Source organism: Microbacterium imperiale, assembly GCF_017876655.1.
GTDB classification, from domain to species: domain Bacteria; phylum Actinomycetota; class Actinomycetes; order Actinomycetales; family Microbacteriaceae; genus Microbacterium; species Microbacterium imperiale.
Window position 1 is genome coordinate 577,568 of record NZ_JAGIOK010000001.1, and the last position, 26,292, is coordinate 603,859.

Genomic DNA, 26,292 nt, shown 5'->3' on the forward strand with positions numbered 1-26,292 from the left:
GCGGGGTTGGGACCGTGCTATGCGTGTAGCCTGTGCCGGATGCACGAGGTTCCCGGCGCCTGGCGTCGCGCCGCCCGCGGCGCCGGCCTGCTCACCGACGAGGGCGTACCCGTCCCGACCATCTTCGCCGAGATGAGCGCGCTGGCGGCGCGCACCGGAGCGGTGAATCTGGGCCAGGGATTCCCCGACGACGATCCGCCCGCGCCCGTCCTCGCGGCAGCGCACGCGGCTATCGCAGCGGGTCGCAACCAGTACCCCCCGGGCCGCGGCGAGCCTGAGCTGCTGACCGCCGTCGCCGAGCATCAGGCCCGGTGGTACGGCATCCCCCTCGACCCGGACTCGGAGATCCTGGTGACAGCCGGCGCGACGGAGGCCCTGGCCGCCACGCTGCTCGCCCTCGTCGACGGACCCGACGACGAGATCGTCGTCTTCGAGCCCTACTACGACGCCTATGCCGCGCTGATCGCCCTCTCCGGGGCGCGTCTGGTCACGGTGCCGCTGCGGTGGCCCGGGTTCCAGCCCGACCTCGACGAGCTGCGCGCCGCCGTGACCGACCGCACGCGCATGATCCTCGTCAACGATCCCCACAATCCCACCGGGGCGGTCTTCGATCCCGAGGTCGGCGCGGAGATCATCCGCTTGGCCCACCGTCACGACGCGATCATCGTGACCGACGAGGTCTACGAGCACCTCACGTTCGACCGGTCGCATGTGCCGCTCGCGAGTCGCGCCGGGGCCTTCGAGCGCACGCTGACGATCTCGTCGGCCGGCAAGACCTTCTCGGCCACCGGATGGAAGGTCGGCTGGGTCTCGGGCCCGCGCGAGCTCGTGGGGGCGGTGCTCGCCGTCAAGCAGTGGCTCACCTATGTCAACGCCGGGCCGTTCCAGCCCGCCGTGGCTGTCGGCCTGCGCCTGCCCGACGACGCCTATGCGGCGATCACCGCGCGACTGCGAGCCGGACGCGACGCGATCGGCGCCGGGCTGCGCGCGGCCGGCTTCGACGTGTCCACCCCGTCCGGGTCGTACTTCACGGTCGCCGACGCCTCCCCCCTCGGGGCGACCGACGCGGCGGAGTTCTGCCGCGAGCTGGCCGACCGCGCGGGCGTGGTGGCGATCCCGCTCACGGCCTTCGCCTCGCACGCGCACCGTCGCCACTACAGCACGCTCGTGCGCTTCGCGGCCTGCAAGCGACCCGACGTGCTCGCTGAAGCCTCAGCTCGGCTCGCCGCCGCCTTCTGACCGCGGGACGACGGCGAACCGCCGCAGGCGCAAGGCCGGATTGACGCGTCGGACGCGCTCCACCGCCTCGAGCTCGAGGTGCGCGACCGCCACATCCGTCGCGGTGCCGACCGCCGCGATGTCGACACCCTGCGGGTCGATGACGCCGGAGTTGCCGACGCCCAGCGGCGGCGGGTGGTCCGCGGCAGCGACGAACAGGGTGTTCTCGATCGCCCGCGCGCGCAGCAGGGTGTGCCAGTGCAGCTCTTTGAGCGGGCCGCGCACCCATTGCGCCGGGACGAGCAGCGCGTGCGCGCCGGCGTCGGCGAGGGTGCGCGCGACCTCCGGGAATCGCAGGTCGTAGCAGGTCATCAGGCCGAACCGGATGCCGCCGACCACGAACGTCTCGGGCGGCGCGATGTCGCCCGGCTCGACCCAGTCCGACTCCCGCTGTCCGAACGCATCGTACAGGTGGAGCTTGCGGTACGCCGCGGCGAGGCCCTCCGGGCCGACGGCGACGACGGTGTTGCGCACGCGCTCGCCGTCGGCAGCGGCTTCAAGCAGGCCCGCGACGACGTGCACCCCGTACTCGATCGCCAGCTCGCGCAACGCCGCCACGAACGGGCCGTCGACCGACTGGGCGTGCGCCGCGAGCGTGTCGTCGAAGGGATCGACGAAGTAGCTGGAGTACTCCGGGAACACGACGACATCGGCGCCGCGGTCGACTGCGCGGGCGACCAGCCGCCGCATCTCGCGGAGGTTGCCTGCCGGATCGGCCGACGGCGCGAACTGGGCCACGGCGACAGCGGTCATCGTGCCCCCGTTCCGCGGCGCCGGAACACGAGCGGCGAGACGATCCACAGCGCGGCGATCAGCAGGGCGAGCACGGCGCCGGCGATCCACGACGCCGAGACGCTCACGACGACGTCGAACACGAACACGACGACCCCCACCAGCAGCAGCGAGACGGTCACCAGAGCCGTGAGCAGGGCGACGTGCCCGTAGGCGACGACGGCGGGCTTGGCGCGGTGTCGGAAGAGGGCGCGGTGCAGGGCCACGGGGGCGAGAGCCACGATCGCGCTGAGGGCGGCGAGCACGACGAGCACCAGGTAGAACGTCCGCTGCATCGCGTTGAGGTCGTCGAACGCGGGCTGGAACGCCAGGGCGAGCAGGAAGCCCGTGAGGATCTGCGTGCCGGTCTGGAGAACGCGCAGCTCCTGCAGGAGTTCGTTCCAGTTCCGGTCGGCGCGCTCGTCCGCCGACTCGTCGCGGCCGTCGTCGGCGACATCACCGGACTTCGCGGACATCGAGGCGGCGGAGGTCATGGCGCCATCCTCCCGCCGACGGCGGCGCGAGGCAACACGACTGCGGAGACCACGGACGACACGCCCGGCCGGCGTCGCGAAGGCGTCTCGATTGGACGACCCCCGGAACCCGTGCTAGCTTTATCTCTTGTGCCGCGGGGTGGAGCAGCTCGGTAGCTCGCTGGGCTCATAACCCAGAGGTCGCAGGTTCAAATCCTGTCCCCGCAACAGAAAAGACGAAGGCCCCGCCGAATGGTGGGGCCTTCGTCGTATGCTCCGCGAGTTGTGACCGGCGCGGTACCGGTTCGTGATTCCCGCCGCGGCGGGATCAGTCGTCGACGAGCGCCTCGCTCATCTCGTCGAGGAAACGGATGATCGTCCTGAGCTCGCCATCGGTGAAGGGCTCGAGCGCTCCGCGCATGCGCGCCATGCGCGCCGCGAAGTGCCGCCCGAAGTCGGCACGCGACGACTCGGTCAACGTGATGACCAGCGCGCGTCGGTCGTTCGGGTGGGGCTCCCGCACGACGAACCCCTCTTTCGCAAGGCGGTCGATGAGCTTCGTCGTCGAGGCGCTCGAGATTCCGAGGTGCCGGGCGAGGTCGTGCGGCTTGACCAACTCACCGTGCTGCTCGCGGATGCTGAGCATGCGCAGCGCCGATAGGTCGGTGGCGTTCATGTCCATGTCGCCGCGCAGACCCGTGTGCATGCGGTCCATGGCGTCGCTGAAGGCGCGCACGCCCTCCAAGGCGGCGCGCACTACACGGCTTCTCGCCGTCGTGCGATTCGGGAGAACCATGTGGACACCACCTCTCGGGCGTGGTTATCATCGGCTCGAACGCTAGTTAAGCTAGCAAAAAGGCCGGCCGAATGGCAGACCCTGGATGGTGGACATGATTTCGATGCCCGACGACAGCACGACCGCCGTCGATCGCGCGCTGGACGCCGTCCTCACTCGCCTGGCGGAACGCGCCATCCCACGGGGAGCAGCGGCACTCGCCCTCATCCGTGCCGCATCCGACGCGACCACCGGCGGTAAGCGGTTCCGCCCCGCCCTCGTCGTCGCGGCGTTCGATGCGTTCGACGGCGACCGTGGCGCCACCCCGGGCCTGTGGGATGTCGCTGCCGCCTTCGAGCTGCTGCACACCGCGTTCGTGATCCACGACGATCTCATCGACCGCGACATCGAGCGGCGCGGAGTCCCCAACGTCGGCGGCACCTTCCGCTCGCGCGCCCGGTCTCTGGGCGTGGCCGATGACGGCGCCGATCGCATCGGCGACGCCGCGGCCGTGCTCGCGGGCGACATCCTGCTGTACGAGGCCGCACGCCTCGTCGCCGTGGCTGACATCGCCGCCGACCAGCGGGTTCCGCTCTTCGGTCTCCTCGACGACGCGGTCCTCGTCTCGGCCATCGGCGAGCTCGCCGACGTCGAGCAGGCTGTCGTGCCCGGCGAGCCCGAGACGACCCAGCTGCTCAGCACGGCCCACGACAAGACCGCGGTGTACTCGTTCTGCGCGCCCCTCGCGGCCGGCGCCGTGCTGGCCGGAGCCGACGCGGGCGATCGCGCCGTCCTCATGACGGTCGGCGCCGACCTCGGACTCGCGTTCCAGCTGGTCGACGATCTGATCGGCACGTTCGGCAGCGAGGCTCAGGCCGGGCGCGACGCCGGCGCCGATCTGCGCGAGGCCAAGCGCACCCCGCTGATCTCGCTCGCGCGCGAGACCTCGGCCTGGCCCCAGGTCTCGTCGGCCCTCGCGCTCGCGCCCACCGGCCCGATCGCGGTGCGCGCCGCCCAGCGCGAACTGCACGAGAGCGGCGCCCGCGACCGGCTCGTGGCTCTCATCGGGCAGACCCTCGCGTCGGTGCGCCGCCGCGCGACCGAGCTGCCGACGGAGCCGCGCGCTCTCATCGAACGACTGGCCACCGGCATCGAAGGACGCATCCCGTGAGCGACGACACCACCGGCATCGCCCTGTACGACCAAACCGCCCGCGATGCCGCCGCTGTCGTCATCTCGGCCTATTCGACGTCGTTCGGGCTCGCAGCCCGGCTCCTCGGGCCGCGCGTGCGCCCGCACGTACGCAACATCTACGCGCTCGTCCGGGTAGCCGACGAGATCGTCGACGGGTCGGCGGCGCAGGCGGGCATGCCCGCCGCCGCCCAGCGGCGCGTGCTCGATGCCCTCGAGGACGAGACGCTGATCGCCGTCGAGGAGGGGTTCAGCGCGAACCTCATCGTCCATGCCTTCGCCCGGACGGCGCGGGAGTGCGGCATCGGGCCCGACCTGGTGCGCCCGTTCTTCGCCTCCATGCGCACCGATCTCGACGTCACCGCCCACGATGCGACCTCCCACGATTCCTACGTCTACGGCTCCGCCGAGGTGGTGGGCCTGATGTGCCTGCAGACCTTCGTCAACGCCGGAGCCGACCGACCCAAGCCCGCCCACCCCGACCTCGTCGACGGCGCGCGTCGCCTCGGCGCCGCCTTCCAGGATGTGAACTTCTTGCGCGATCTCCCCCACGACGTCGGCTCGCTCGGCCGCGACTACCTCGGCGTCGGCACCACCGAGGCCTGCACCGTCTCGCGCGTCGACGTCCTCGACCGCATCGACGCCGACCTGGATGCCGCCGGCGCGATCATCCCCCGTCTGCCGGCCGATTGCCGACGCGCCGTCACGGCCGCGCACGACCTGTTCACGGCGCTCTCGCGCCGTCTGCGTCGCGCGGGCAGCACGACCGAGCGGGTGCGGGTACCCAACAGCGTCAAGCTCGGCCTCGCCGCTCGCGCCACGGTCGGCGCCGCTCCCCTGCGAGCCGGCTCATGAGCCGCCCGGTGCCCGTCGCGGCCGGCCAGCGCATCGTCGTCGTGGGCGGCGGGATCGCGGGGCTCTCGACTGCCGCGCTCCTGGCCGAGGACGGGCACGACGTCACGGTCATCGAGGCGCGGGACGAGACCGGCGGGCGCGCAGGCTCGTGGGAGCGCGAGGGCTTCCGCTTCGACACGGGTCCGAGCTGGTACCTCATGCCCGAGGTGTTCGACCACTTCTTCGCCCTGCTGGGCACCACGGCAGCCGCCGAGCTCGACCTCGTGCCGCTTGTGCCGGCCTACCGCGTGTACGCCGAGCCCACCGGCTCCGGCGCCGGCGAGCACGTCGACGTCGTGTCGGGCCGCTCCGCGGCGACATCGCTGTTCGAGAGCCGCGAACCGGGTGCGGGGGCCCAGCTCGACGCCTACCTCGACTCCGCCGCCGACGCGTACGACCTCTCGGTCTCGAAGTTCCTCTACGACACCTATGCGACGAGCGAGGGCCTGCGCGACCCCGAGCTGCTGCGCCGCCTCCCCCAGCTGGCTCCGCTGCTGTCCCGGTCGCTCGTGCGACACGTCGAGAGCCGGTTCTCCGATCGGCTGCTGCAGCAGATCCTCGAGTACCCCGCGGTCTTCCTCGGCTCGTCGCCCTACGATGTGCCGAGCCTCTACCACCTGATGAGCCACCTCGATCTGGACGACGCTGTGCTCTACCCCCGCGGCGGCTTCACGGAGGTCATCGCGGCGATCGAGCGCCTCGCCGTCGCTCGCGGTGTCACGGTCCGGACGGGAACCGCCGTCGCGCAGATCCTGACCGACGCCGCGGGGAACGCTTCCGGTGTCCGGCTGGCCGACGGCTCCGAGATCGCCGCCGACCTCGTGGTCTCGACGGCGGACCTGCACCACACCGAGACGGTGCTGCTCCCGCCCGACCAGCGGTCGTACCCCGAGAAGTGGTGGCGCAAGCGCACGCCCAGCTTCGGCGCACTGCTGCTCCTGCTCGGCGTCGACGGCGAACTGCCCCAGCTCGCCCACCACACGTTGCTGTTCACCGACGGTTGGCGCGAGAACTTCGACGCGATCTCGGGTCGTGACGCCCACATCCCCGACCCCGCATCGCTGTACGTGTGCCGCCCGAGCGCGACCGACGACACGGTCGCCCCCGCCGGCTCAGAGAACCTGTTCGTCCTCGTCCCGATTCCGGCAGACCCCGAGCTCGGCCGTGGCGGGGTGGACGGTGAAGGCGACCCGCGTATCGAGGCGGCGGCCGACCAGGCCATCGCCCAGATCTCGGCGTGGACCGGCATACCCGACCTCGCGGATCGGATTCGGGTGCGCCGCACCATCGCTCCGGGAGACTTCGCCCGCGATCTCGGGGCTTGGCGCGGCAACGCGCTGGGTCTCGCGCACACGCTGGGGCAGAGCGCGCTGTTCCGTCCGGGGAACGCATCGAAGAAGGTGTCGGGGCTGTTCTACGCGGGGGCGTCCGTCCTGCCCGGCATCGGGCTGCCCATGTGCCTGATCTCGGCCGAGCTCGTCGTGAAGCGACTGCGCGGCGACACCACCGCCGGCCCCCTCACCGAGCCCACGGCTCCGCCCCGCTGAGCGGTGCCGGGGCTCTACCTGCTCGCTCTGCTCGCCTCGATCGTCGGGGTCGGGCTGCTCGATCGTCGCTTCCGGCTCGCCCTGTGGCGCGATCGGCGCACGACGGTGGTGGCGACGATCGTGGGGACCGTGTTCTTCCTCGCCTGGGACGCCGTCGGCATCGCGACGGGCGTCTTCGTCAAGGGCGACAGCGCGCTGCTGCTCGGCCTCGACCTCGCCCCGCATCTGCCCGTCGAGGAGCCCGTCTTCCTCTTCTTCCTCAGCTACCTCGCACTCGTGCTGTACGGCGCCGCTGCGCGCGTGCGCGCACCTCGAGAGGATGCGTCGTGACGACCTATCCGCTCATCCTCATCCCGTTCGTCACCGTGACCCTGATCGTCACGCTGGCCACGGCCCGGCGCCCGCGCTTCGCGCGCCGGATGGCGTGGTCCGCCCTCGCCGCCGTGGGACTGCTCGCGCTGACCGCCGTCTTCGATAACGTCATGATCGCCGTCGGGCTCTTCACCTACCCGGAGGTGCACCTCAGCGGCATCCGCGTCGGGCTCGCCCCGATCGAGGATTTCGCCTACCCGTTGTGCGCGGCGTTCCTGGTGCCCGCCGTCGCGACTCTCCTGGAAAGACCCGAACGATGACCGCCGCCCTGCCGCGCCAGCTGCTGCTCGCCTCGCGCCCCGTCAGCTGGATCAACACCGCGTTCCCGTTCGCAGCGGCGTACCTGCTCACGACCCGACAGATCGATCTGACCCTCGTCATCGGCACCGTGTTCTTCCTCGTGCCGTACAACCTCGCCATGTACGGCATCAACGACGTGTTCGACTACGAGTCCGATCTGCGCAATCCGCGCAAGGGTGGGGCGCACGGGGCGATCCTCGACCGCCGCGTGCACCGCGCGACCCTGTGGGCGGCGGCGCTGTCGTGTCTTCCGTTCGTTGTGTACCTCGTCGCCGTGGGGTCGCCGCTGTCGTGGCTCGTCCTCGCGCTCAGCCTCTTCTTCGTCGTGTTCTACAGCGCGCCGCCGCTGCGGCTCAAGGAGCGGCCGTTCGCCGACTCGGTGACCAGCAGCATCCACTTCTTCTCGCCCGCCGTGTACGGCTTCGTCCTCGCCGGAACGACGTGGACGTGGCAGCTGGCGCTGATCGTGCTCGCGTTCGCCGCGTGGGGGATCGCGTCGCACGCCTTCGGGGCGGTCCAGGACGTCAACGCCGACCGCGAGGCCGGCATCGCGTCGATCGCCACCGTGCGCGGCGCTCGCTGGACCGTGTGGTTCGCGCTCGGCTGCTACGCCGTCGCGGGCCTTCTGATGCTCCCGACGACGTGGCCCGGACCGCTCGCGGCCCTCGTCGCCGTGCCGTACCTGGTGACGCTGTGGCCCTTCCGCGACATCACCGACGCCACGTGCGAGCGCGCCACCGCGGGGTGGGACCGCTTCCTCTGGCTCAACCAGCTCGGCGGCTTCCTCGTGACGCTGCTGCTGGCCTGGTGGTGGCTGCTGACCTCTTGAGCCGGTGTCGCCCCGGGCTCAGGCGGCGGGCGACGCCGTCTCGGCCTGCCGGGCCTCGTCGGTGCGGCTGGCGCGGATCGGGTGGCCCTGCGTCGTGAGGCAGCGTCCGCTGGCGAGGTCCCACTTCCAGTCGTGGAGCGAGCAGGTGAGCACGCCGTCCTCGATCTTCCCGGTCTTGGTCAGATCGGCGCGCAGGTGCGGGCACCGGCGCTGCACGGTCCACTCCCCCAGCTCCGCGTCCTCGGTCTGGTCGGACTGCTCGGCGTACCAGTTCTCGACGTACTCGATCCGGTCGCGCGACAGGCACTTCAGGAACGTCGTGAGGAACTCGTTGAACTTGCCGCTGCGGCCGACCTCGAACTGCATCGACAGGAAGATCGAGTTCGACCAGTCGATCTCATGGTCGCGGATGTTGGTCGAGACGAGGTCTGCGGGGATCGTGTACCAGTAGATGCAGTCCTCGCCGGCGTACTCCCGCACCTTGGCGCGCGGGAAGTCGACGACCATGTCGAGTTCGCCGATACGGAAGCGCACCAGCCCGCCGACGCCGTTGCGGATCGTGCGGGCGCGCCGCAGGAGCGGCTCCCACCACTGCTTGATCGCCTGCAGCATCTCGTCGGGCGGAAGCACCGCGGCGCGTGTGGCGATCTCGGCCCGGACCTCGTCCTGACGGCTGTCGCGCTGCTCGGCCAGGTAGGCCCACTTGTCCGAGAACATGCGCTCGATCTCGGCCTCGGTGTAGAGGGTCTGCGTGACCTCGAGCGCGCCCGCGTTCAGGTCGACCTGCGTGCCCGGAACGAAGAGGTAGCCCTTCTGCTCGGGGCGATCGACGGCCATGTGCGCGAGGAACTGCGCCTGGTCGGTGAAGATCGAGTCGTCCTGCTCGCCCCAGCCGTTGTAGCGGAAGAGCTCCTCGCGCAGGAACATGGGCGGACCGGCCATGGGGAACACGTGCGGCGCATCGACCTTGTCGATGTAGTACATCGCCCGCTTGTTCTGCGCGTCGCGCTTGAGCTGCGCGAAGTTCTGCTTCGCGTCCTGGGGCAGGTCGTAGACCATCGGCCACCAGATGGCGCCCGACACCTGCGTGAAGTACGCGTCGGGCGTGCCGAACGACAGCAGCTTCTCGAGATCCAGCGGGTGGGAGTCGTTCTGGTTGAGGACCGACCCGGTGCCGTCGTCGACCGACAGGCTGGAGTCGCCGATGGGGCCGTCGCTGGGCGCTCGCAACGGCGTGACCATGACCTTCAGATCGCCGAACTCGAGCGGCACACCGGCTTCGGTGTAGATGATGTTGTCGTATCCGAGGGCTCGCAGGTCACGCTCGAGATCGTCGGTCGGATAATCCGGCAGCAGCACGCGGATGTCGGTGGGCACGTGCGCCTTCAGCAGCGCCGGATCGAAGTGGTCGCGGTGCCGGTGGGAGATGTACAGGAAGTCGGCGCGGCCGAACCGCTCCCAGTCGAGCCCGCGGTTGTCGGGGAACGGGAACCACGAGCCGAAGAAGCTCGGCCCGACGACGGGGTCGCAGAGGATGCTGCCCCCGGCCGTCTCGATGAACATCCCGGCGTGTCCCAGCCCTGTGATCCGCATGACGATGACCTCCTGTTACGACTGGTCGAGTCTACGTGAGCCCTCGCGTCCCGCCGCCGTGGCGCGGGCCGTGTCAGTTCGGTGCTCCGCGCGGCGAGACGCTCAGCCGAGCAGCCCGCGGATGTCGTCGGCGCTCAGGGCGGCCGAGAACGCACCGTCGGCGTCGAGGAGAGCGCTCGAGAGCCGCGCTTTCCGTCGCTGCAGATCGATCACCTTCTCCTCGATGGTCCCCGCCGCGATCAGCCGGTACACGGTGACCGGTCGGTCCTGACCGATGCGGTGGGTGCGATCGATCGCCTGCTGCTCGGCCGCCGGGTTCCACCACGGATCGAGGAGGAACACGTAGTCGGCCTCGGTCAGGGTGAGCCCCACGCCGCCCGCCTTCAGGCTGATGAGGAAGACGGGGTCGTCGCCCCGGCGGAAGGCGTCGATGACTTCCGCTCGTCGCGTCGTGGAGCCGTCCAGACGCACGACGCCGATGCCGTGCGCGCGCAGGTCGGCCTCGACGATGTCGAGGTAGGAGGTGAACTGACTGAACACGAGCGCACGGTGCCCTTCCGCCACGACCGGGCCGAGCCGGTCGCGGAGCGCCTCGAGCTTGCTCGAGGCGAGGCCGGGCCCGCCGGCATCCACCAGCGACGGTGCCAGCGCGAGCAGCCGCAGCAGCGTGAGCGACCGGAACACGATGAACCGCTGACTGTCGAGATCGTCGAGAAGACCGAGCACCTTGCGCCGCTCGCGCTGCAGCACCCGTTCGTACACGGCCCGGTGGCCGCTGGAGAGTTCGACCAAGACGTCCTGTTCCTGGCGCGGCGGCAGGTCGGTCGCGACGAGCTCCTTGGTGCGACGCAGCAGGAAGGGACGGATGCGGCCGCGCAGGCGAGCCAGGCGCCGCTCGCGCGCCGGACCGCCCTCGGAGTTCTCCGCTACCCGCCCGTGCTCGATGGGCAGGACGTACTCCTGCCGGAACCGCCGGGCGGAGGGGAACAGTCCCGGCGAGGTGAGGGAGAGGATCGCCCACAGGTCGGTCAGGCTGTTCTCGAGCGGAGTGCCGGTCGCGGCGAAGACGACGTCGGCACGCAGGGCGAGCACGGCACGGTGAACGTGGCTGCGCGGATTCTTGACGTACTGGGCCTCGTCGAGGACGACGGTCGACCATTCCCGTGCGGCGTACGCGGCCGCGTCCAGCCGCAGCAGCGCATAGGACGTGACGACGACGTCAGCCTCGTCATCGTCGTCGAAGCGGTGCCCCGTCGTCTCGACGACGCGAACGCGCAGTCCCGGCGCGTGGCGAGCCGCCTCGTCGCGCCACGCGGCGACGACCGAGGTGGGCGCGACGACGAGAGCCGGACGGGTCTCACCCCCCTCGCGCGCGTGCAGCAGCATCGCGAGCAGCTGCACCGTCTTCCCGAGCCCCATGTCGTCGGCGAGGATGCCGCCGAGGCGGGCGTCGCGCAACGCGCAGAGCCAGGCGAACCCGTCTCGCTGGTACGGGCGCAGGGTCGTCACGAGGCCGGCGGGCGGGCTCGCGACGGCCGCGGCATCGGCCGTGCGCACGCTCTCGGCGGCGCGACGCCACCGCAGGGCGGGCTCCGTCTGATCGGCGACATCCTCGAACTCCGACCACAGCTGCTGGTGATAGCGACTCACGCGAGCGCCCGTCTCCCACTCGACGAGGTCGCGCGACTCCTCGATCAGGTCGCGCAGCCGATCGAGCGACCGGTGAACGAGCGAGAAGTACGCGCCGTCCGACAGGAGCATCCGCTTGCGCCCCTGAGCGAGCGCCGTGAACAGGGGACGGAACGGGATGCGGCGACCCTCGATCTCGACGTGGACACCGAGTTCGAACCAGTCGGCGTCGGTCGTCTCGACGGTGCGCACCGTGATGCGGGGGTCGCCCGACAGCTCGCGATATGACCGGCGCAGCCCGGAGACCTCGATGCGGACCGCATCCACCCTCTCGAGCGCGGGGAGCACCTGCGCGACGAAGACCGCGGCATCCACCCCGCTGCGTCGTCCCGCGGGGGCGAACGGTTCGTCGGTGGCGGTCGTCCATGCGCGCTCGACCGCCGCGCGGACCTCTAGGCGATCCGGGTCGCGCTCGCGCTCCGTCGTCCACGCCTCCGGCTCGGCGCCACGGGCACGCCACGTGAGCGCATAGTCGATCACGTCATCGGGGCGCTGCTCCACTGCCACGACGGCGACGGTGCGCTCGGGTGGCGGCAACCGCACGCCAGGCCCGGCGACGACGGACGTCTCGCGCGCCAGGCGCGGGTAAGCGTCGCTCAGGAAGTCCTCGACATCGGCGGCGGGAATCGGTACGGGCTCCCCCGCCGCGATCAGCGCACGCACTCCCGGGCCCAGCGCGACCGGGGCGAAGGCGACGCCCAGCCCCGCGCCGACGCGATCGACCGTGTAGACGCCGACGTGACCGAGCGGGCGGGCGTGCGACGCGGCCTCTCCGCCGTCGACGGTCACGACCGGGGTCAGCTCCAGGTCACCGCCACGAGACTCGACGCGCACCTCGACCGATGCGACCTCACCCAGCCGGACCTCCTGGTCCGGACGCGTCGGGACGATCGGGATGCCCAGATCGGCGGCCGCGCGCAGGTGCGCCCACAGCAGGTCGGAGTCGGCACCGTCGAGGGTCAGCCACTCGGAATCGCCGAAGCCGCCGAGCAGCCGCGCGTCGTGCGCGATGCCGTAGAGGGTGGCGAACCAGCGCGTACGCGCCGCGTCGATACGCCACCCGCCACGACGCAGCGAGTCCCACGTCTCATCGCCCTGCACCCAGCGGCCGCTCGTGGCGCTGCGCACGAGAGGTCTCACCGCGAGGCGGAGGTCCCGGGACGAGGTCTCAATGCTGCGCGCAGTCGCCGGACTCACGCGCCGGGGCCCCCAGTGCGCTTCTTCGGCGCTCTCGCGCTGGCGCAGCTGCACACCGAGCGCGAGGGAACCGTCGGCCGCGGCGGCCGGCGCGAGCACGGAACGCCACGACGGGCGGCGCGGCTCGGTCACGCCCGGCCCCTCACGCGACGGGCGTCTCGCGCACCGCAGTCCCCGCGCTCAGGAGGCGCGGGCGACGCGTCCGAGGACGCCGTGGACGAACGCGCTCGACCCGTCGGTCGAGAACTCCTTCGCGAGCTCCACGGCCTCGTCGATCGCCACCGCCGCGGGTACGCCGTCGTTGTAGACGATCTCCCACACACCCAGACGCAGGATGGCGCGGTCGACAGCCGGCATCCGCGCGAGCGACCAGTCCTTCGCGAAGGTCGTGATCTGCTCGTCGATATCGTCGCGGTTGTCGATGATGCCGTCGATGATCTCGCGCGCATAGAGCCAGGACGCCTCGCGGGCGGGCTCGAGCGCGGCGCGCTTGGCCTCGGCGGCCAGCGTCACGCTCAGGTCGTCGCCGCGGACGTCGGACTGGTAGAGGATGTCGAGGGCGCGCTTGCGCGCCTTGGACCGTGCACTCATCGGGCGGAGGCCGGTGTCAGCTCACGCGGCCGAGGTAGTCACCCGTGCGGGTGTCGACCTTGACCTTCGTGCCCTGGTCGACGAACAGCGGCACCTGGATCTCGTGACCGGTCTCGAGCGTCGCCGACTTCGTGCCGGCGGACGAGCGGTCGCCCTGCAGGCCGGGCTCGGTGTAGGTGATCTCGAGGACCACGGATGCCGGCAGCTCGATGTACAGCGGGTTGCCGTTGTTGAGCGCGATCTGCACCTGCTGGTTCTCGAGCAGGTAGTTCTTCGCGTCGCCGACGGTCGCAGCCGCCACCGTGATCTGGTCGTAGTCGGCGACATCCATGAAGACGAAGTTGTCGCCGTCGTTGTAGAGGTAGGTGAAGTCGCGGCGGTCGACGTTCTCGATCTCGATCTTCGCGCCGGCGTTGTAGGTGCGGTCGACGACCTTGCCCGACACGACGTTCTTCAGCTTCGTGCGCACGAAGGCGCCACCCTTGCCGGGCTTGACGTGCTGGAACTCGATGACGTTCCAGAGCTGACCGTCGATGCTGAGGACGACGCCGTTCTTGATGTCTGCGGTCGATGCCATGAGTGTGGAGTTCCGTTCGTGAGGTCGGGCGGCCGGCGGGCCGACGATCGATTCTACGTGAGGTTGTCGAGCAGCTGCTGCGTCGCGGTGGCGTAGCCGGCGACACCCTCGCCGATGACGTGCACCGAGGCGACGTCGGCCACGTAGGAGTGATGCCGGAACGCCTCGCGCTCGTAGACGTTCGAGATGTGCACCTCGGCGACCGGCAGCGCCACGGCTGCGAGAGCGTCGCGCAGGACGACCGAGGTGTGCGTGAGGCCGCCGGGGTTGATCACGATGCCGGCGCAGTCCGCGCTCGCGGCATGGATGGCGTCGATGAGGACGCCCTCGTGATTGCTCTGCACCGCGCGCACCTCGAAGCCTCGCTCGGCGGCCGTCGCGGTCACCAGCGCCTCGACATCGGCGAGGGTGTCATGGCCGTAGACGTCGGGCTCGCGCGTTCCCAGGAGGTTCAGGTTCGGTCCGTTGACCAGCAGCAGACGGCGCGGGGTGCTCACCCGCCCCACCCTATCCAGCGCCGCCCCGGTCAGGCGCCGACCTCCTGGTAGGCCGCGAACAGGAGCGACTCGTCGGGCGCCTGCAGCACGGTGGGCTTGGCGATGTCGTCGAGCACGATGAAGCGCAGCATCGACCCGCGGGTCTTCTTGTCGCGCTGCATCGTCGCGAGAAGCTGGCGCCAGGCCCCGGCGCGGTACGAAGTCGGCAGGCCGAGGGTCTCGAGCACGTCGCGGTGACGCTGTGCCGCGGCATCCGGAAGGCGTCCGGCCAGGCGCGATAGTTCGGCGGCGAACATCATGCCGACCGAGACGGCGGCGCCGTGGCGCCACTGGTAGCGCTCGGCGTGCTCGATGGCGTGCCCGAGGGTGTGTCCGTAGTTCAGCACCTCGCGCAGTCCCGCCTCGCGCAGATCCTCGCCGACGACGCGGGCCTTCATGTCGATCGCGAGCTCGATGCTGCGGCGGAACGCCGCACTGTGCGGATCGACCGCCGCCTCGGGGTCGGCTTCGATGAGGTCGAGGATCTCGGGGTACCAGATGAAGCCGGCTTTGACGACCTCGGCGTAGCCGGCGACCCGCTCGTTGCGCGAGAGACCGTCGAGCAGATCGAGGTCGCACACGACCGCGGTGGGGGTCCAGAACGCACCGACGAGGTTCTTCCCCTCGGCGGTGTTGATGCCCGTCTTCCCGCCAACGGCGGCGTCCACCATGCCCAGCACCGTGGTCGGGACCTGAACGACGGCGATTCCGCGCAACCACGTCGCGGCCACGAAGCCGGCGAGGTCGGTCACCGCACCTCCGCCGAAACCGACGACGGCGTCGGTGCGCGTGAAGTCGGCCTGGCCCATGACCTGCCAGCAGAACGCGGCGACCTCGACGCGCTTGCCCTGCTCGGCGTCGGGGATCTCCGCGAGCAGCACCTGCCGGTCCGAGCCGAGCATCTCGCGCAGGCGCTCCGCCTGCGCCCCGAGCGTCGGCGGGTGCACGATGAGCACCTTCCGTGCCGACTCCGGCAGCGCTTCGCCGACCAGAGGCAGGATGCCGCGGCCGACGGTGACGTCGTAGGGCGACGGGCCGCCGACGGGGATGACGGTGGTATCGGTCATGACGTTCCCTCCCGTGTCCACGCCGCGATGGCGTCGACGATGTCCTGGATGTGCCCGGTCGACGTGTCGAAGCGGGCGTCGGCGAGCCGCTCGTACAGCTCGCGGCGGCTCTCCGCGACCTCGCGCCACCGAGCCACGGGGTCGTCGCCCTGCAGCAGCGGGCGCACGCTGCCGCGCAGGCGCGACGCGATGGTCTGCTCCGAGACCGTCAGCAGCACGACGCGGTGCGCCGCGATGTCACGCTGCGTCTCAGGATGCAGCACGGCTCCCCCGCCGAGAGCCACGACGCCGCCGACCTCGAGCGCCGCGCTCACAGCTCGTCGCTCGAGTTCGCGGAAGTGGGACTCGCCGTGGGTCGCGAAGATGTCCTCGATCGGGCCGTGCTCGCGGACGACGAGGCCGTCACTGTCGGTGAAGGGAACCCCGAGCGCCCGCGACAGCTTCTTGCCGATGCTCGACTTGCCGGCCCCCATCGGGCCGATCAGCACGACGGCGGGCTCGGTCATCCGATCGCGTCGTCGCTGGCAGCAGCCGAGCGCAGCGTCTCGGGGATGGCCGCGAGGTAGCCCTCGAGGTTGCGCCGCGTCTCGGGGACGCTGTCGCCGCCGAACTTCTCGAGCACCGATTCCGCGAGCACGATCGCCACCATGGCCTCGGCCACGACACCGGCGGCGGGCACGGCGCACACGTCGGAGCGCTGGTGGTGCGCGGTGGCAGACTCACCCGAGGCGACGTCGACCGTCCGAAGCGCGCGCGGCACCGTCGCGATGGGCTTCATGCCGGCGCGCACGCGCAGGACGGTGCCGGTCGACATGCCCCCCTCGGTGCCGCCGGCCTTGTCGCTCGCGCGTGCGATGCCGCCGTCGGTCGCGAACAGCTCGTCGTGCGCGTCCGACCCGCGGCGACGCGTGGTCTCGAACCCGTCTCCGACCTCGACGCCCTTGATGGCCTGAATGCCCATGAGGGCCTGTGCGAGCTTCGCATCGAGACGGCGGTCCCACTGCACGTGCGAGCCGAGGCCCGGCGGCAGGCCGTAGGCGAGCACCTCGACGATGCCGCCGAGCGTGTCGCCGTCCTTCTTGGCGGCATCCACCTCGGCGACCATCGCTGCGGAGGTCTCGGGGTCGAAGCAGCGCAGCGGATCGGCGTCGAGCGCGTCGACGTCGTCGGGACCGGGCAGCGCGGCGCCGGCGGGCACCTGCACGGGCCCGATCGAGAGCGTGTGGCTCACCAGACGGATGCCCAGCTCGCCGAGGAACGACCGCGCGACGGCGCCGAGGGCGACGCGCGCCGCGGTCTCGCGGGCGCTCGCGCGCTCGAGGATCGGCCGGGCCTCGTCGAAGCCGTACTTCTGCATGCCGACCAGGTCGGCATGGCCCGGGCGCGGTCGGGTGAGAGCGGCGCCGCGTCCGCGGGACTTCTCGGTGAGCTCGACCGGCTCGGGGCTCATGACCTCGACCCACTTCGGCCACTCGGTGTTGCCGATGCGCAGCGCGATGGGGCTGCCCAGGCTGAAGCCGTGCCGCACACCGGTCGAGATCGTCAGCTCGTCCTCTTCGAACTTCATGCGCGACCCGCGACCGTAACCGAGCTTGCGACGGGCGAGGTCGGCCTGGATCGCGGCGCGCGAGATCGGCACGCCGGCGGGCAGGCCCTCCATGAGGGCGACGAGTTCGGGGCCGTGCGATTCGCCGGCCGTGAGCACGCGGAGCATTCGTCTATCCTCCCATGAGAGCTCGCCGCATGACGGCGACCACGGCGTCCTCGTCGGGCAGCGGCTCCTCGGCGCCGCCCGACGCGAAGATCCGGATCTGCAGCACCGCCTGATGCAGGAGCATCGTCGCGCCGGGGTGCGCGGGAAGCCCCGACCGCTGCCACGCGGCGCCGAGCGCGGTCGGCCAGGTGCCGTACACGACGTCGTACAGCGTCCCGCCGGATGCCGCGAGGCGCTCAGCGTCCGACTCGGCCACCGGGGCGTCGCCCGGAAGCGTCGACACCGTCAGGTCGACGGCTCCGCCGGGCTGGCCCAGCGGCGCGACGGCGGCCCTCACGCCGAGGTGCTCGGCGAGAGCGACGAGCGCCCGCGCCGCCTCGGGCCGGCGCGCCGATACCTCCACGCGCCGGACGCCGATGCGGTGCAGCGCCAGCAGGGCGGACGTCGCCGTCGCTCCCGCCCCGACGATGCGGGCCTCCTCGGCGTCACCGACGCCGGCCTCCGTCAGCGCACGGGCCAGTCCCCCGACGTCGGTGTTGAAGCCGGCCCACCCCTCGCGGGTCCGCACGAGGGTGTTCGCGGCGCCGGTCGCTTCGGCTGCGGCGTCGTGCCGCCCCGCGGCCCGGTGGGCGAGCGACTTCAGCGGCATCGTGAGCGACAAGCCGCGAACGGATGCCGGCGCCGCGGCGAGCTCGTCCCGGAACGACGCCTCGTCGACGCGCCGGCGCCCGTACTCCCACGGCCAGCCGAGCAGCGCGTAGGCGGCGCCGTGCAGCGCGGGCGACCGGCTGTGATCGATGGGGTCGCCCCACACCGCGAAGCGGTGCGGCCGACGCGTCGGCGACTCAGCAGCCGCGGTTGTCATTCGCCTCGCACCACTCGTTCCACTGCGCGATGCCCGCCTCGTGCTGCTCGAACGTCTCGGAGAAGATCGTCTCGCCGGTGTCCATGTTCCAGGTCACGAAGTAGCGCCACGGCCCCTCGGCCGGGTTCATCGCCGCATCGATCGCGACGTCGCCCGGGTTGGCGATCGGCCCGACCGGCAGGCCGTCGCGAACGTACGTGTTCCAGGCGTTGTCGTCCTCGAGCGCCGCCGCCGACGAGCTGGCCGTGCCATCGTGCATCTCGTCGTACCCGAACTGCGCGGTCGAGTCCATCTGCAGGCGCATGCCGTCGGCCAACCGGTTCTGGATGACCCGTGAGACCTTGTAGAAGTCGTCCGACAACCGCGCCTCGCGCTGGACGATGGACGCGATCGTGAGGATCTCCTGGCGCCGCTCGACCGGCACGCCGGCCGAGTCGAGCGACTCGACGGTGCGATCGACCATCGTGCGGATCATGTCGGCGGGGGCGACACCGGGGTCGAACTGGTACGTCGCGGGGAAGAGCCACCCCTCGAGGTCGGCCGCGGCGACGCCGTACGCCGCCGGATCGGCGGCAGCCGCCTGGAACTCCTCGATCGGCAGCGCGGTGCTGTCGGCGAGGGTCTGGAGCGACTGATCGAGCGTCAGCCCCTCGGGCAGCTGCGCGGCGTTCTGACGCTTGCTCTCGGGATCGAGGATGCGGGCCAGCGCCGCCTCGGACGTCATCCGCTCCTGCAGGGCGTAGACACCCGGCTGGAAGTTCGGGTTCTGCGCCGTCGCGATGAGGTGGTCGTAGAAAGCGCTGCTGGTCTTGGTCACCCCGGCGTCGTGCAGCGTCTCCGAGATGGTCGAGCCGGTGTCACCCGCGACGATCGTCACGAGGACCTCGCCCGTCGCCTCGCCGGGCTCGTAGTCCTTGGGCTCCTCCCACCCCATGACCGATCGGATCTGGGTCTCGTACGTGTTCCACACCCACGCGCCCGCGGCGCCGATCCCGCCGATGATCGCCAGGATGACGATGAGCACGACCCACGTGGCGATCCGGCTCTTCCTCCGGTCGCGATCGTGACGGCTCGGCACGTGGCCGACGTCGTGCGTGCTGAGCTCGCCGGTGAAGAGCGCGTCCAGGGTTCCCGCCGCCGGTGCGGGGCGCGATTCCGCCCGCGGGGCGGAGACCGGAGGAGCGGCCGCAGCAGCCGTCGCCGGCTGCTCCCCCGCCGGACCTGCTGCGGCGTCGGCCGGGAACGAGTTCTGCGCGGCCGCGCGGGCGGCGCGACGGCTCAGGGGGGCGGAGCCGTCCTGCGGCGGGCGGTCAGTCATGTCAGGGATGCTCCTGCGAGGGTCCGACGGAGGCACCGGCCGGGTTTCCGGTGCCCTTCTCGACGTCGAGTGCCTGCTGGAGGAGCACTACGGCGGCGACCTGGTCAACAATGCTACGAGACGATTTCTGCGAGCGGCCCGATCCGCGCAGGGCTCCGTGCGCGCTCACCGTGCTGAGCCGCTCGTCGATGAGCCGCACGCGGTGTCCCGCATCGGCCAGAGCCTGGGCGAATCCCCGCGCATCGGCGGTCGAGGCGGTCTCCCGTCCGCTCAGGGCGACGGGCAGACCGACGACGAGTTCGAACGCGTCGTACTCGGCAGCCAGGGCGGCGATCCGGGCGACGTCGTTGTCGCCGCGCGGGACGGTCTCGACCGGAACCGCGAGCAGTCCGTCCCGATCGCTGCGTGCGACCCCGATCCTCGCCGTGCCGACGTCGATCCCGAGCCGGACGCCGGGACGGAATCCGCTCACAGGCCGCCCGCCGCCTGGCGGACCGCCGTCAGCGCGGACGGAAGCGCAGCGGCATCCGTTCCGCCGCCCTGTGCGACGTCGTCACGGCCCCCACCGCCGCCGCCCAGAGCGGACGCCGCCGCCTTGGCCAGCACGCCGGCCTTGGCGCCGGCGGAGCGCGCGGTCTCGTTCGTCGCGACGACCACCACGGGACGCTCACCCACCACGGCGCCCAGCGCGACGATGGCCGCAGCGTCGGCACCGAGGCGGTCGCGCACCTGTAGGGCCAGCGTGCGCACGTCGTCGGCCGATCCGGCCGACCCCAGCGATTCCGCGACGACCTGGAAGGAGCCGCTCGGCGCTGCCGCCGAAACGAGCTGCGGCAGCCGGTCGGCCAGAGCGCGCGCCTCGAACTGCGCGATGCGCTTCTCGGCGGCCTTCAGGCTCGCCGCGAGCTCGGCGATGCGGGCGGGCAGCTGGTCGCGCGGCGTCTTCAGCGAGGTCGTCAGCTGCGAGACGATCGCGCGCTCGGCGGCGAGCTCGCGGAAGGCGTCCTGTCCGACCAGCGCCTCGACGCGACGGTTCGACGCCCCGACCGACGACTCGCCGACGAGGTTGATGAGTCCGACCTCCGCGCTCGAGGCCACGTGCGTGCCGGCGCACAGCTCGCGCGACCAGGGGCCGCCGATGTCGACCATGCGCACGGTCTCGCCGTACTTCTCGCCGAAGAGCGCCATCGCCCCGGCGGCCTTGGCCTCGTCGAGCGACACGACGCGGGTCGTGACCTCGAGGTTGTCCCGCACGGCGTTGTTGGCGATCTCCTCGATCTCGGAGCGCGTCTCGGGTGAGAGGGCCTGCCCCCACGAGAAGTCGAAGCGCAGGTAGCCCGCACGGTTCAGCGAGCCCGCCTGGGTCGCGCTCTTGCCGAGCGTGTCGCGCAGCGCGGCGTGCACGAGGTGCGTCGCCGAGTGCGCCTGCTGCGCGGCGCGGCGGTTCGCCGCATCCACGACCGTGGTCGCCGGCTCGTCGACCGCGACCTCGCCGAGCGTGACCTCGACGGTGTGGCTCACGAGGCCGGCCACCGGCTTCTGGACGTCGAGGACCTCGAGCTCGTACCCGGGTCCGACGATGACGCCCTTGTCGGCGACCTGACCACCCGACTCGGCGTAGAGCGCGGTCTCGGCCAGGATCACCTCGGCGATCTGACCCTGCGTGGCACGGTCGACCGAGACGCCGCCGACCAGGATGCCGAGGACCTTGGTGCCGGTCTCCAGCTCGGTGTACCCGGTGAAGACCGTCTCGCCCTGCGCGCGGAAGTCGCGATACACGCTCGTGTCGGCCAGCTGGCCCTTGCGCGAGCGCGCATCCGCCTTCGCCCGCTCGCGCTGCTCGCGCATGAGGCCGTCGAACGCCCCGCGGTCGACCGTGAGCCCCGCCTCTTCGACGATCTCGAGCGTGAGGTCGATCGGGAAGCCGTAAGTGTCGTGCAGCAGGAACGCCTGCGCGCCGCTCAGCTGCGCACCACCGTTCGCCTTGGTCTGCGCCACCGACTCATCCAGCAGCTCGGAGCCCGCGGCGAGGGTGCGCAGGAACGTGGCCTCCTCGGCCAGCGCGTACTGCGAGAGGCGCGCGTAATCGGTCTCGACGATCGGATAGGCCTCCTTCATCGCGTCGCGGGACGCGGCGAACAGCTCCGCGAAGCTCGGGCCCTCGACGCCGAGGAGCCGCATCGAGCGGATCGCGCGTCGCATGAGGCGGCGCAGGATGTATCCGCGGCCGTCATTCGAGGGAGTGACGCCGTCGGAGAGCAGCATGAGCGACGACCGCACGTGGTCGGCGATGACGCGGAAGCGGACGTCATCCTCGTGGTCGGCTCCGTAGGTCTTGCCCGACAGCTCGACGGCCTTGTCGAGCACGGGGCGCACCTGGTCGGTCTCGTACATGTTGTCGACGCCCTGCTTGATGAAGGCGACGCGCTCGAGACCCATGCCGGTGTCGATGTTCTTGTTCGGCAGCTCGCCGACGATCGTGAAGTCGTACTTCGACCGGACGTCGGTGATCTCGTACTGCATGAACACGAGGTTCCAGATCTCGACGTAACGGTCGTCGTCGGTCGCGGGACCGCCGTCGATGCCGTACGCGGGGCCCCGGTCGAAGAAGATCTCGGAGCAGGGGCCGGCGGGACCGGGCAGACCGGTGCTCCAGTAGTTCGTGTCCTTGCCGAGGCGCTGGATGCGCTCCTCGGGCAGGCTGGAGTGCTTCAGCCAGAGCTCGCGCGCCTCGTCGTCCTCTTCGTAGACGGTGACCCAGAGGTCCTCCGGGTCGAACCCGAGACCGCCGTCGGCCTCGGGGGCGGTGAGCAGCTCCCACGCGAACGAGATCGCGCCCTCCTTGAAGTAGTCACCGAACGACCAGTTGCCGAGCATCTGGAAGAACGTGCCGTGGCGGGGCGTCTTGCCGACCTCTTCGATGTCGTTCGTGCGGATGCACTTCTGCACGTCGGCGGCGCGCGGGTAGGGCGCGGGGACGTCACCGGAGAGGTACGGGATGAAGGGGACCATGCCCGCGACGGTGAACAGCAGTGCCGGGTCGTCGGTGACCAGCGAGGCGGAGGGGACGATCGTGTGCCCCTTCTTCTCGAAGTAGTCCAGGTAGCGCTGGGCGATCTCGGCGGTCTTCATCGGATTCCTTCGGCAGGCAGGCGTCGGCGCCGCGCCCATCGGACGCGACGCCGCGATCGGATCGTGGGTCAGTGGGTTCGTTCGTCGGCGGAGCGCGTCGCCGAGACGACGGTCTCTCGGGTGTCGTCGACGACATCGGATGCCGCGTCGATGGCGGACTGGAGCGCGTCGGCCGCCACGCCCTTGACGTCGGCGGCGAGGCCCTCGATCCGGGCCTCTTGATCGCGGTACGCGTCTCCGATGCGGTCGGCGAACTCGGTGATGCGGGCATCGACTTCGGCGAGCATCTCGTGACCGCGCGGATCCTTGTTGATCACGTGCGCGGCGACGAATCCGCCGGCGACGCCCAAAACGAACCACAGCGCGTTCTTCATGGCATCCATGTTAGGCGCAAAGCACGAAGGGCGCCGGGAGACCCCGACGCCCTTCGTGGCGGTGCTGAGAGACTCAGCGCGCGGCGTAGTACTCGACGACGAGCTGCACGTCACACGTGACGGGCACCTCGGCACGCTTCGGGCGACGCACGAGGCGCGCCTGCAGCTTGTCGAGCTCGACCTCGAGGTAGCCCGGAACCGGGGGCAGGACATCGGCGTGACCGCCGGCGGCTGCGACCTGGAACGGCTCGAGCGACTCGCTCTTCTCCTTGACGTGGATGAGCTGACCCGGCTTCACGCGGAACGACGGGCGGTCGACGAGCTGGCCGTCGACGAGGATGTGGCGGTGCACGACCAGCTGACGGGCCTGTGCGGTCGTGCGGGCGAAGCCGGCGCGAACGACGAGAGCGTCCAGACGCATCTCGAGCTGCTCGACCAGGTTCTCACCGGTCAGACCGTCCTTGCGGCGGGCCTCGTTGAACTGGATGCGCAGCTGCTTCTCGCGGATGCCGTACTGCTCGCGCAGACGCTGCTTCTCGCGCAGACGAACGGCGTAGTCGCTGTCGGCCTTGCGCTTGGTGCGGCCGTGCTCGCCCGGAGCGTAGGGACGCTTCTCGAGGTAGCGGGCGGCCTTCGGGGTCAGCGCGACGCCGAGGGCGCGCGACAGACGGACCTTGCGGCGGTCCTGAGACTTCGTGGTCACGAAGCTCTCCTTCCGATGACGTGGTCGTGACGCTCACGACTCACGGACGTATCTCCGTCTCCTCGCCCGTCTCGGACTGCACGCCGGGGCACGCCGAGAGGTCTGTGTCAGAGGAGAGGGATGCCCGAAAACTGGGCTTCGAGCCGATCGAGTCTAACAGACGCCGTCGCGTCATATCTCGGCGGCGAGATCGAGCGCCGCCGCCGGGTAGAACGGCGTCGCCCCCGCTCGGAGGTCGTCGATGCGGTACCACCCGACGGTCGTGTCGCCGTCGAGCACCGGCAGCCGCGCGTCGAGCGGCAGCGCCTGCAGCGACTGACTGCGCACGGCGAAGACGTAGGCGATCTCATGGCCCCGCTTGCGGCCGTCGTCGAAGATGTTCTCGGCCACGGTGAGCAGTCGCAGCTCGTCGACGACCGCCGCGAGCTCCTCCCGCAACTCGCGCCGCATCGCCGACGATGCCTCCTCGCCGAACTCGATTCCGCCGCCGGGCGCGCGCAGGAACGTCGGACGGTCCGGTCCGCCGGCGTACTCCTCCGCGAGGACGAATCCGTCCCGCACGATGACGGCCACGGCGATGGCTCGGATGCGGGGCCCAGCGACGAGTTCGCTCGCGTACCGTTCGACCGACCGGCGATACGCCGGCAGATGCGGCGCGAGCGCGCGCAACGCCGTCCGCAGCGCCGGGGCCGGTTTCTGATCGTCGAACAGCGCGAGTGCCTCGAAGGCACGCGCTGCATCCGCCAGCGGATGATCGGCGGGATACCCGTGCAGCAGCGCCATGGCGCCGGACGGGTCACCCACGTTGCGCAGCGAGCTGGCGAGCTGGATGATGCACTCGCCGCGCTGCGGATCGGGCAGCCCCGCGTCGAGGGCGGCTCGATAGAGCGGAATCGCCTCGGCCTCCCGTCCGAGGTAGTCCGACAGGGATGCCCGTTCGAACAGGGCCACTGGGTCGTTCGCGGGCAGCGACGCGAGCACGCGGTCGAGCTCGGACGCGAGCAGTTCCGGGGTGGCGCCGTCGGCGCGGTCCCAGAACTCGCCAAGCGTGGCGTCGAGCCGGTCTCGATCCACCCCGGGGCCGTTCATCGTGCTCATTCCCCCAGGATCTTCCGCAGCTTCTCGACGCGCGCGCCGATGTCCCGTTCGACGCCCCGATTCGTCGGCTCGTAGTAGCGGCGCCCGCGCAGCTCATCCGGCAGGTACTGCTGCGTGGCCACGCCGACGTCGAGGTCGTGGGGATAGACGTATCCCTTGCCGTGGCCGAGCCGCTTCGCACCCGGGTAGTGCGCGTCGCGCAGATGCTTCGGCACACGCCCGAAGCCACCGGCGCGCACATCCGCGATGGCCGCGTTGATGGCGTTGTAGGCGGCGTTCGACTTGGCGGTCGTCGCGAGGTACGCCGTCGCCTCGGCAAGCGGGATGCGCCCTTCGGGCATGCCGATGAAGGCGACGGCGTCCGCGGCGGCGACGGCGATCGACAGCGCCTGGGGATCGGCCAGCCCGATGTCCTCCGACGCGGAGATCACGAGCCGGCGGGCGATGAAGCGGGGATCTTCGCCGGCTTCGATCATCCGCGCGAGGTAGTGCATCGCGGCGTCGACGTCCGACCCGCGGATCGACTTGATGAAGGCGCTGATGACGTCGTAGTGCTCGTCGCCCTGCCGGTCGTATCGGAGCAGAGCGCGGTCGACGGCCTGTGCGACGTGATCAGCGGTGATGCGGGGCGTCTGGTCATCGCCGGGCTCGGCCATCGTCGCCGCCGCCTCGAGCGAGGTCAGCGCGCGACGGGCGTCTCCCGAGGCGAGCCGCACGAGCGCCGACCGCGCCTCGTCGTCGAGACTCACGGCTCCCGCCAGCCCGCGCGCATCGACGACGGCGCGGTCGATGAGCCCGCCGAGGTCGTCGTCGCTCAACGGCTGCAGCGTCAGCAGCAGCGACCGAGACAGCAGGGGGGCGACGATCGAGAACGACGGGTTCTCGGTGGTCGCGGCGATCAGCAGCACCCAGCCGTTCTCGACGCCGGGAAGCAGCGCGTCCTGCTGCGCCTTCGTGAAGCGGTGGATCTCGTCGAGGAACAGGATCGTCGAGATCCCGTACAGGTCGCGCTGCGTCATCGCCTCCTGCATGACCTCACGTACGTCCTTGACGCCGGCCGTCACCGCCGACAACTCGACGAAGCGGCGTCCCGACGACCGCGCGATCGCTTGAGCGAGCGTCGTCTTGCCGGTTCCGGGCGGCCCCCAGAGGATCACCGACACCGCACCGGCGCGATTGCCGTCGGGCGAGGCGAGGGCGACGAGCGGCGAGCCGGGGCGGAGCAGGTGGCCCTGACCGGCGACCTCGTCGAGAGAGGTGGGGCGCATCCGCACGGCGAGCGGCGTCTGCCCCGCGAAGAGCGCGCTCGAATCGGTCATCCCCTCAGGCTAGCCGCGACCGGCGACAGCCGGCTTTTGTCGGCCCACCGAGGGCCGCCGTAGGCTGAGAGCGTCCCGACGGATCGGGG

26 protein-coding genes and 1 tRNA gene are annotated in these 26,292 nt (G+C 71.1%); 8 read left to right on the forward strand and 19 right to left on the reverse strand.

Annotated features, from left to right (window positions below; translation table 11 throughout):
* Positions 1-39: 39 nt before the first annotated feature.
* Positions 40-1,239: an aminotransferase class I/II-fold pyridoxal phosphate-dependent enzyme gene (locus JOF37_RS02820; protein WP_210004893.1), complete on the forward strand. Its 1,200-nt coding sequence runs from the start codon at positions 40-42 to the stop codon at positions 1,237-1,239.
* Here the strand turns inward: JOF37_RS02820 and JOF37_RS02825 are convergent.
* Positions 1,213-2,031 carry a carbon-nitrogen hydrolase family protein gene (locus tag JOF37_RS02825; RefSeq protein WP_210004894.1) on the reverse strand — a complete coding sequence of 273 codons (819 nt, stop codon included), beginning with the start codon at positions 2,029-2,031 and terminating at the stop codon, positions 1,213-1,215. The genes JOF37_RS02820 and JOF37_RS02825 overlap by 27 nt on opposite strands.
* Complete coding sequence (locus JOF37_RS02830) at positions 2,028-2,543, reverse strand: DUF6328 family protein (protein ID WP_245338085.1); 516 nt, start codon at positions 2,541-2,543, stop codon at positions 2,028-2,030. The genes JOF37_RS02825 and JOF37_RS02830 overlap by 4 nt, the downstream gene beginning before the upstream one ends.
* A 133-nt stretch (positions 2,544-2,676) precedes the next feature.
* Between JOF37_RS02830 and JOF37_RS02835 the strand changes: the two genes are divergently transcribed.
* Positions 2,677-2,750, forward strand: a tRNA-Met gene (locus tag JOF37_RS02835).
* A 100-nt stretch (positions 2,751-2,850) separates the two neighbouring features.
* Here JOF37_RS02835 and JOF37_RS02840 read toward each other — a convergent pair.
* Positions 2,851-3,279 carry a MarR family winged helix-turn-helix transcriptional regulator gene (locus tag JOF37_RS02840; RefSeq protein ID WP_271174857.1) on the reverse strand — a complete coding sequence of 143 codons (429 nt, stop codon included), beginning with the start codon at positions 3,277-3,279 and terminating at the stop codon, positions 2,851-2,853.
* Positions 3,280-3,421: 142 nt separating this feature from the next.
* Here JOF37_RS02840 and JOF37_RS02845 point away from each other — a divergent pair, with 142 nt between their 5' ends.
* The 6 genes from JOF37_RS02845 to JOF37_RS02870 are packed head-to-tail and all read left to right on the forward strand — an operon-like array spanning position 3,422 to position 8,430.
* Complete coding sequence (locus JOF37_RS02845; protein ID WP_245338086.1) at positions 3,422-4,468, forward strand: polyprenyl synthetase family protein; 1,047 nt, start codon at positions 3,422-3,424, stop codon at positions 4,466-4,468.
* Positions 4,465-5,343, forward strand: a complete 879-nt coding sequence (locus tag JOF37_RS02850; protein ID WP_210004899.1) for a phytoene/squalene synthase family protein — start codon at positions 4,465-4,467, stop codon at positions 5,341-5,343. The genes JOF37_RS02845 and JOF37_RS02850 overlap by 4 nt, the downstream gene beginning before the upstream one ends.
* The gene (gene crtI / locus JOF37_RS02855; protein ID WP_210004900.1) at positions 5,340-6,929 is read left to right on the forward strand and encodes a phytoene desaturase family protein; all 1,590 of its coding nucleotides are present in this window, start codon (positions 5,340-5,342) and stop codon (positions 6,927-6,929) included. Before JOF37_RS02850 ends, crtI begins: the two co-directional genes overlap by 4 nt.
* 3 nt (positions 6,930-6,932) lie before the next feature.
* On the forward strand, positions 6,933-7,259 hold the full coding sequence (locus JOF37_RS02860; protein WP_210004901.1) for a lycopene cyclase domain-containing protein: 327 nt from the start codon (positions 6,933-6,935) through the stop codon (positions 7,257-7,259).
* A complete protein-coding gene (locus JOF37_RS02865) occupies positions 7,256-7,561 on the forward strand; it encodes a lycopene cyclase domain-containing protein (RefSeq protein WP_210004907.1) in 306 nt (101 codons plus the stop codon). Before JOF37_RS02860 ends, JOF37_RS02865 begins: the two co-directional genes overlap by 4 nt.
* A complete protein-coding gene (locus tag JOF37_RS02870; RefSeq protein ID WP_210004910.1) occupies positions 7,558-8,430 on the forward strand; it encodes a prenyltransferase in 873 nt (290 codons plus the stop codon). Before JOF37_RS02865 ends, JOF37_RS02870 begins: the two co-directional genes overlap by 4 nt.
* Before the next feature lie 18 nt (positions 8,431-8,448).
* Here JOF37_RS02870 and JOF37_RS02875 read toward each other — a convergent pair whose 3' ends face one another.
* The 16 genes from JOF37_RS02875 to JOF37_RS02950 form a co-directional block, all read right to left on the reverse strand.
* Entirely contained in the window at positions 8,449-10,023 is a 1,575-nt protein-coding gene (locus JOF37_RS02875) for a Rieske 2Fe-2S domain-containing protein (RefSeq protein WP_210004911.1), read from the reverse strand.
* Positions 10,024-10,125: 102 nt separating this feature from the next.
* A complete protein-coding gene (locus JOF37_RS15740; RefSeq protein WP_210004912.1) occupies positions 10,126-13,041 on the reverse strand; it encodes a DEAD/DEAH box helicase in 2,916 nt (971 codons plus the stop codon).
* A gap of 48 nt (positions 13,042-13,089) precedes the next feature.
* Positions 13,090-13,500 carry a transcription antitermination factor NusB gene (nusB, locus tag JOF37_RS02885; protein ID WP_210004913.1) on the reverse strand — a complete coding sequence of 137 codons (411 nt, stop codon included), beginning with the start codon at positions 13,498-13,500 and terminating at the stop codon, positions 13,090-13,092.
* Positions 13,501-13,516: 16 nt separating this feature from the next.
* The gene (gene efp, locus JOF37_RS02890; RefSeq protein ID WP_210004915.1) at positions 13,517-14,077 is read right to left on the reverse strand and encodes an elongation factor P; all 561 of its coding nucleotides are present in this window, start codon (positions 14,075-14,077) and stop codon (positions 13,517-13,519) included.
* Positions 14,078-14,130: 53 nt separating this feature from the next.
* On the reverse strand, positions 14,131-14,574 hold the full coding sequence (gene aroQ, locus JOF37_RS02895) for a type II 3-dehydroquinate dehydratase (RefSeq protein ID WP_210004917.1): 444 nt from the start codon (positions 14,572-14,574) through the stop codon (positions 14,131-14,133).
* Between the two features lie 29 nt (positions 14,575-14,603).
* Complete coding sequence (gene aroB / locus JOF37_RS02900) at positions 14,604-15,680, reverse strand: 3-dehydroquinate synthase (protein WP_210004919.1); 1,077 nt, start codon at positions 15,678-15,680, stop codon at positions 14,604-14,606.
* Positions 15,677-16,186, reverse strand: a complete 510-nt coding sequence (locus JOF37_RS02905) for a shikimate kinase (RefSeq protein ID WP_210004921.1) — start codon at positions 16,184-16,186, stop codon at positions 15,677-15,679. The genes aroB and JOF37_RS02905 overlap by 4 nt, the downstream gene beginning before the upstream one ends.
* Complete coding sequence (aroC, locus tag JOF37_RS02910) at positions 16,183-17,394, reverse strand: chorismate synthase (RefSeq protein ID WP_210004923.1); 1,212 nt, start codon at positions 17,392-17,394, stop codon at positions 16,183-16,185. Before aroC ends, JOF37_RS02905 begins: the two co-directional genes overlap by 4 nt.
* Before the next feature lie 4 nt (positions 17,395-17,398).
* Positions 17,399-18,259: a shikimate dehydrogenase gene (locus tag JOF37_RS02915; RefSeq protein WP_210004925.1), complete on the reverse strand. Its 861-nt coding sequence runs from the start codon at positions 18,257-18,259 to the stop codon at positions 17,399-17,401.
* Positions 18,240-19,577 (reverse strand): endolytic transglycosylase MltG, encoded by a 1,338-nt coding sequence (gene mltG, locus JOF37_RS02920; RefSeq protein WP_210004926.1) that lies wholly within the window; start codon positions 19,575-19,577, stop codon positions 18,240-18,242. Before mltG ends, JOF37_RS02915 begins: the two co-directional genes overlap by 20 nt.
* 1 nt (position 19,578) lies before the next feature.
* Positions 19,579-20,049, reverse strand: coding sequence for a Holliday junction resolvase RuvX (ruvX, locus tag JOF37_RS02925; protein ID WP_210004927.1), 471 nt, complete (start codon positions 20,047-20,049; stop codon positions 19,579-19,581).
* Positions 20,046-22,709 carry an alanine--tRNA ligase gene (gene alaS, locus JOF37_RS02930; RefSeq protein WP_210004929.1) on the reverse strand — a complete coding sequence of 888 codons (2,664 nt, stop codon included), beginning with the start codon at positions 22,707-22,709 and terminating at the stop codon, positions 20,046-20,048. Before alaS ends, ruvX begins: the two co-directional genes overlap by 4 nt.
* A gap of 68 nt (positions 22,710-22,777) precedes the next feature.
* Complete coding sequence (locus tag JOF37_RS02935) at positions 22,778-23,083, reverse strand: ATPase (RefSeq protein WP_245338087.1); 306 nt, start codon at positions 23,081-23,083, stop codon at positions 22,778-22,780.
* 73 nt (positions 23,084-23,156) lie between these two features.
* Entirely contained in the window at positions 23,157-23,786 is a 630-nt protein-coding gene (gene rpsD / locus JOF37_RS02940) for a 30S ribosomal protein S4 (protein WP_023951228.1), read from the reverse strand.
* 171 nt (positions 23,787-23,957) lie between these two features.
* Entirely contained in the window at positions 23,958-24,884 is a 927-nt protein-coding gene (locus tag JOF37_RS02945; protein ID WP_245338088.1) for a tetratricopeptide repeat protein, read from the reverse strand.
* Complete coding sequence (locus tag JOF37_RS02950) at positions 24,881-26,203, reverse strand: replication-associated recombination protein A (RefSeq protein WP_210004932.1); 1,323 nt, start codon at positions 26,201-26,203, stop codon at positions 24,881-24,883. The genes JOF37_RS02945 and JOF37_RS02950 overlap by 4 nt, the downstream gene beginning before the upstream one ends.
* Between the last annotated feature and the right edge of the window lie 89 nt (positions 26,204-26,292).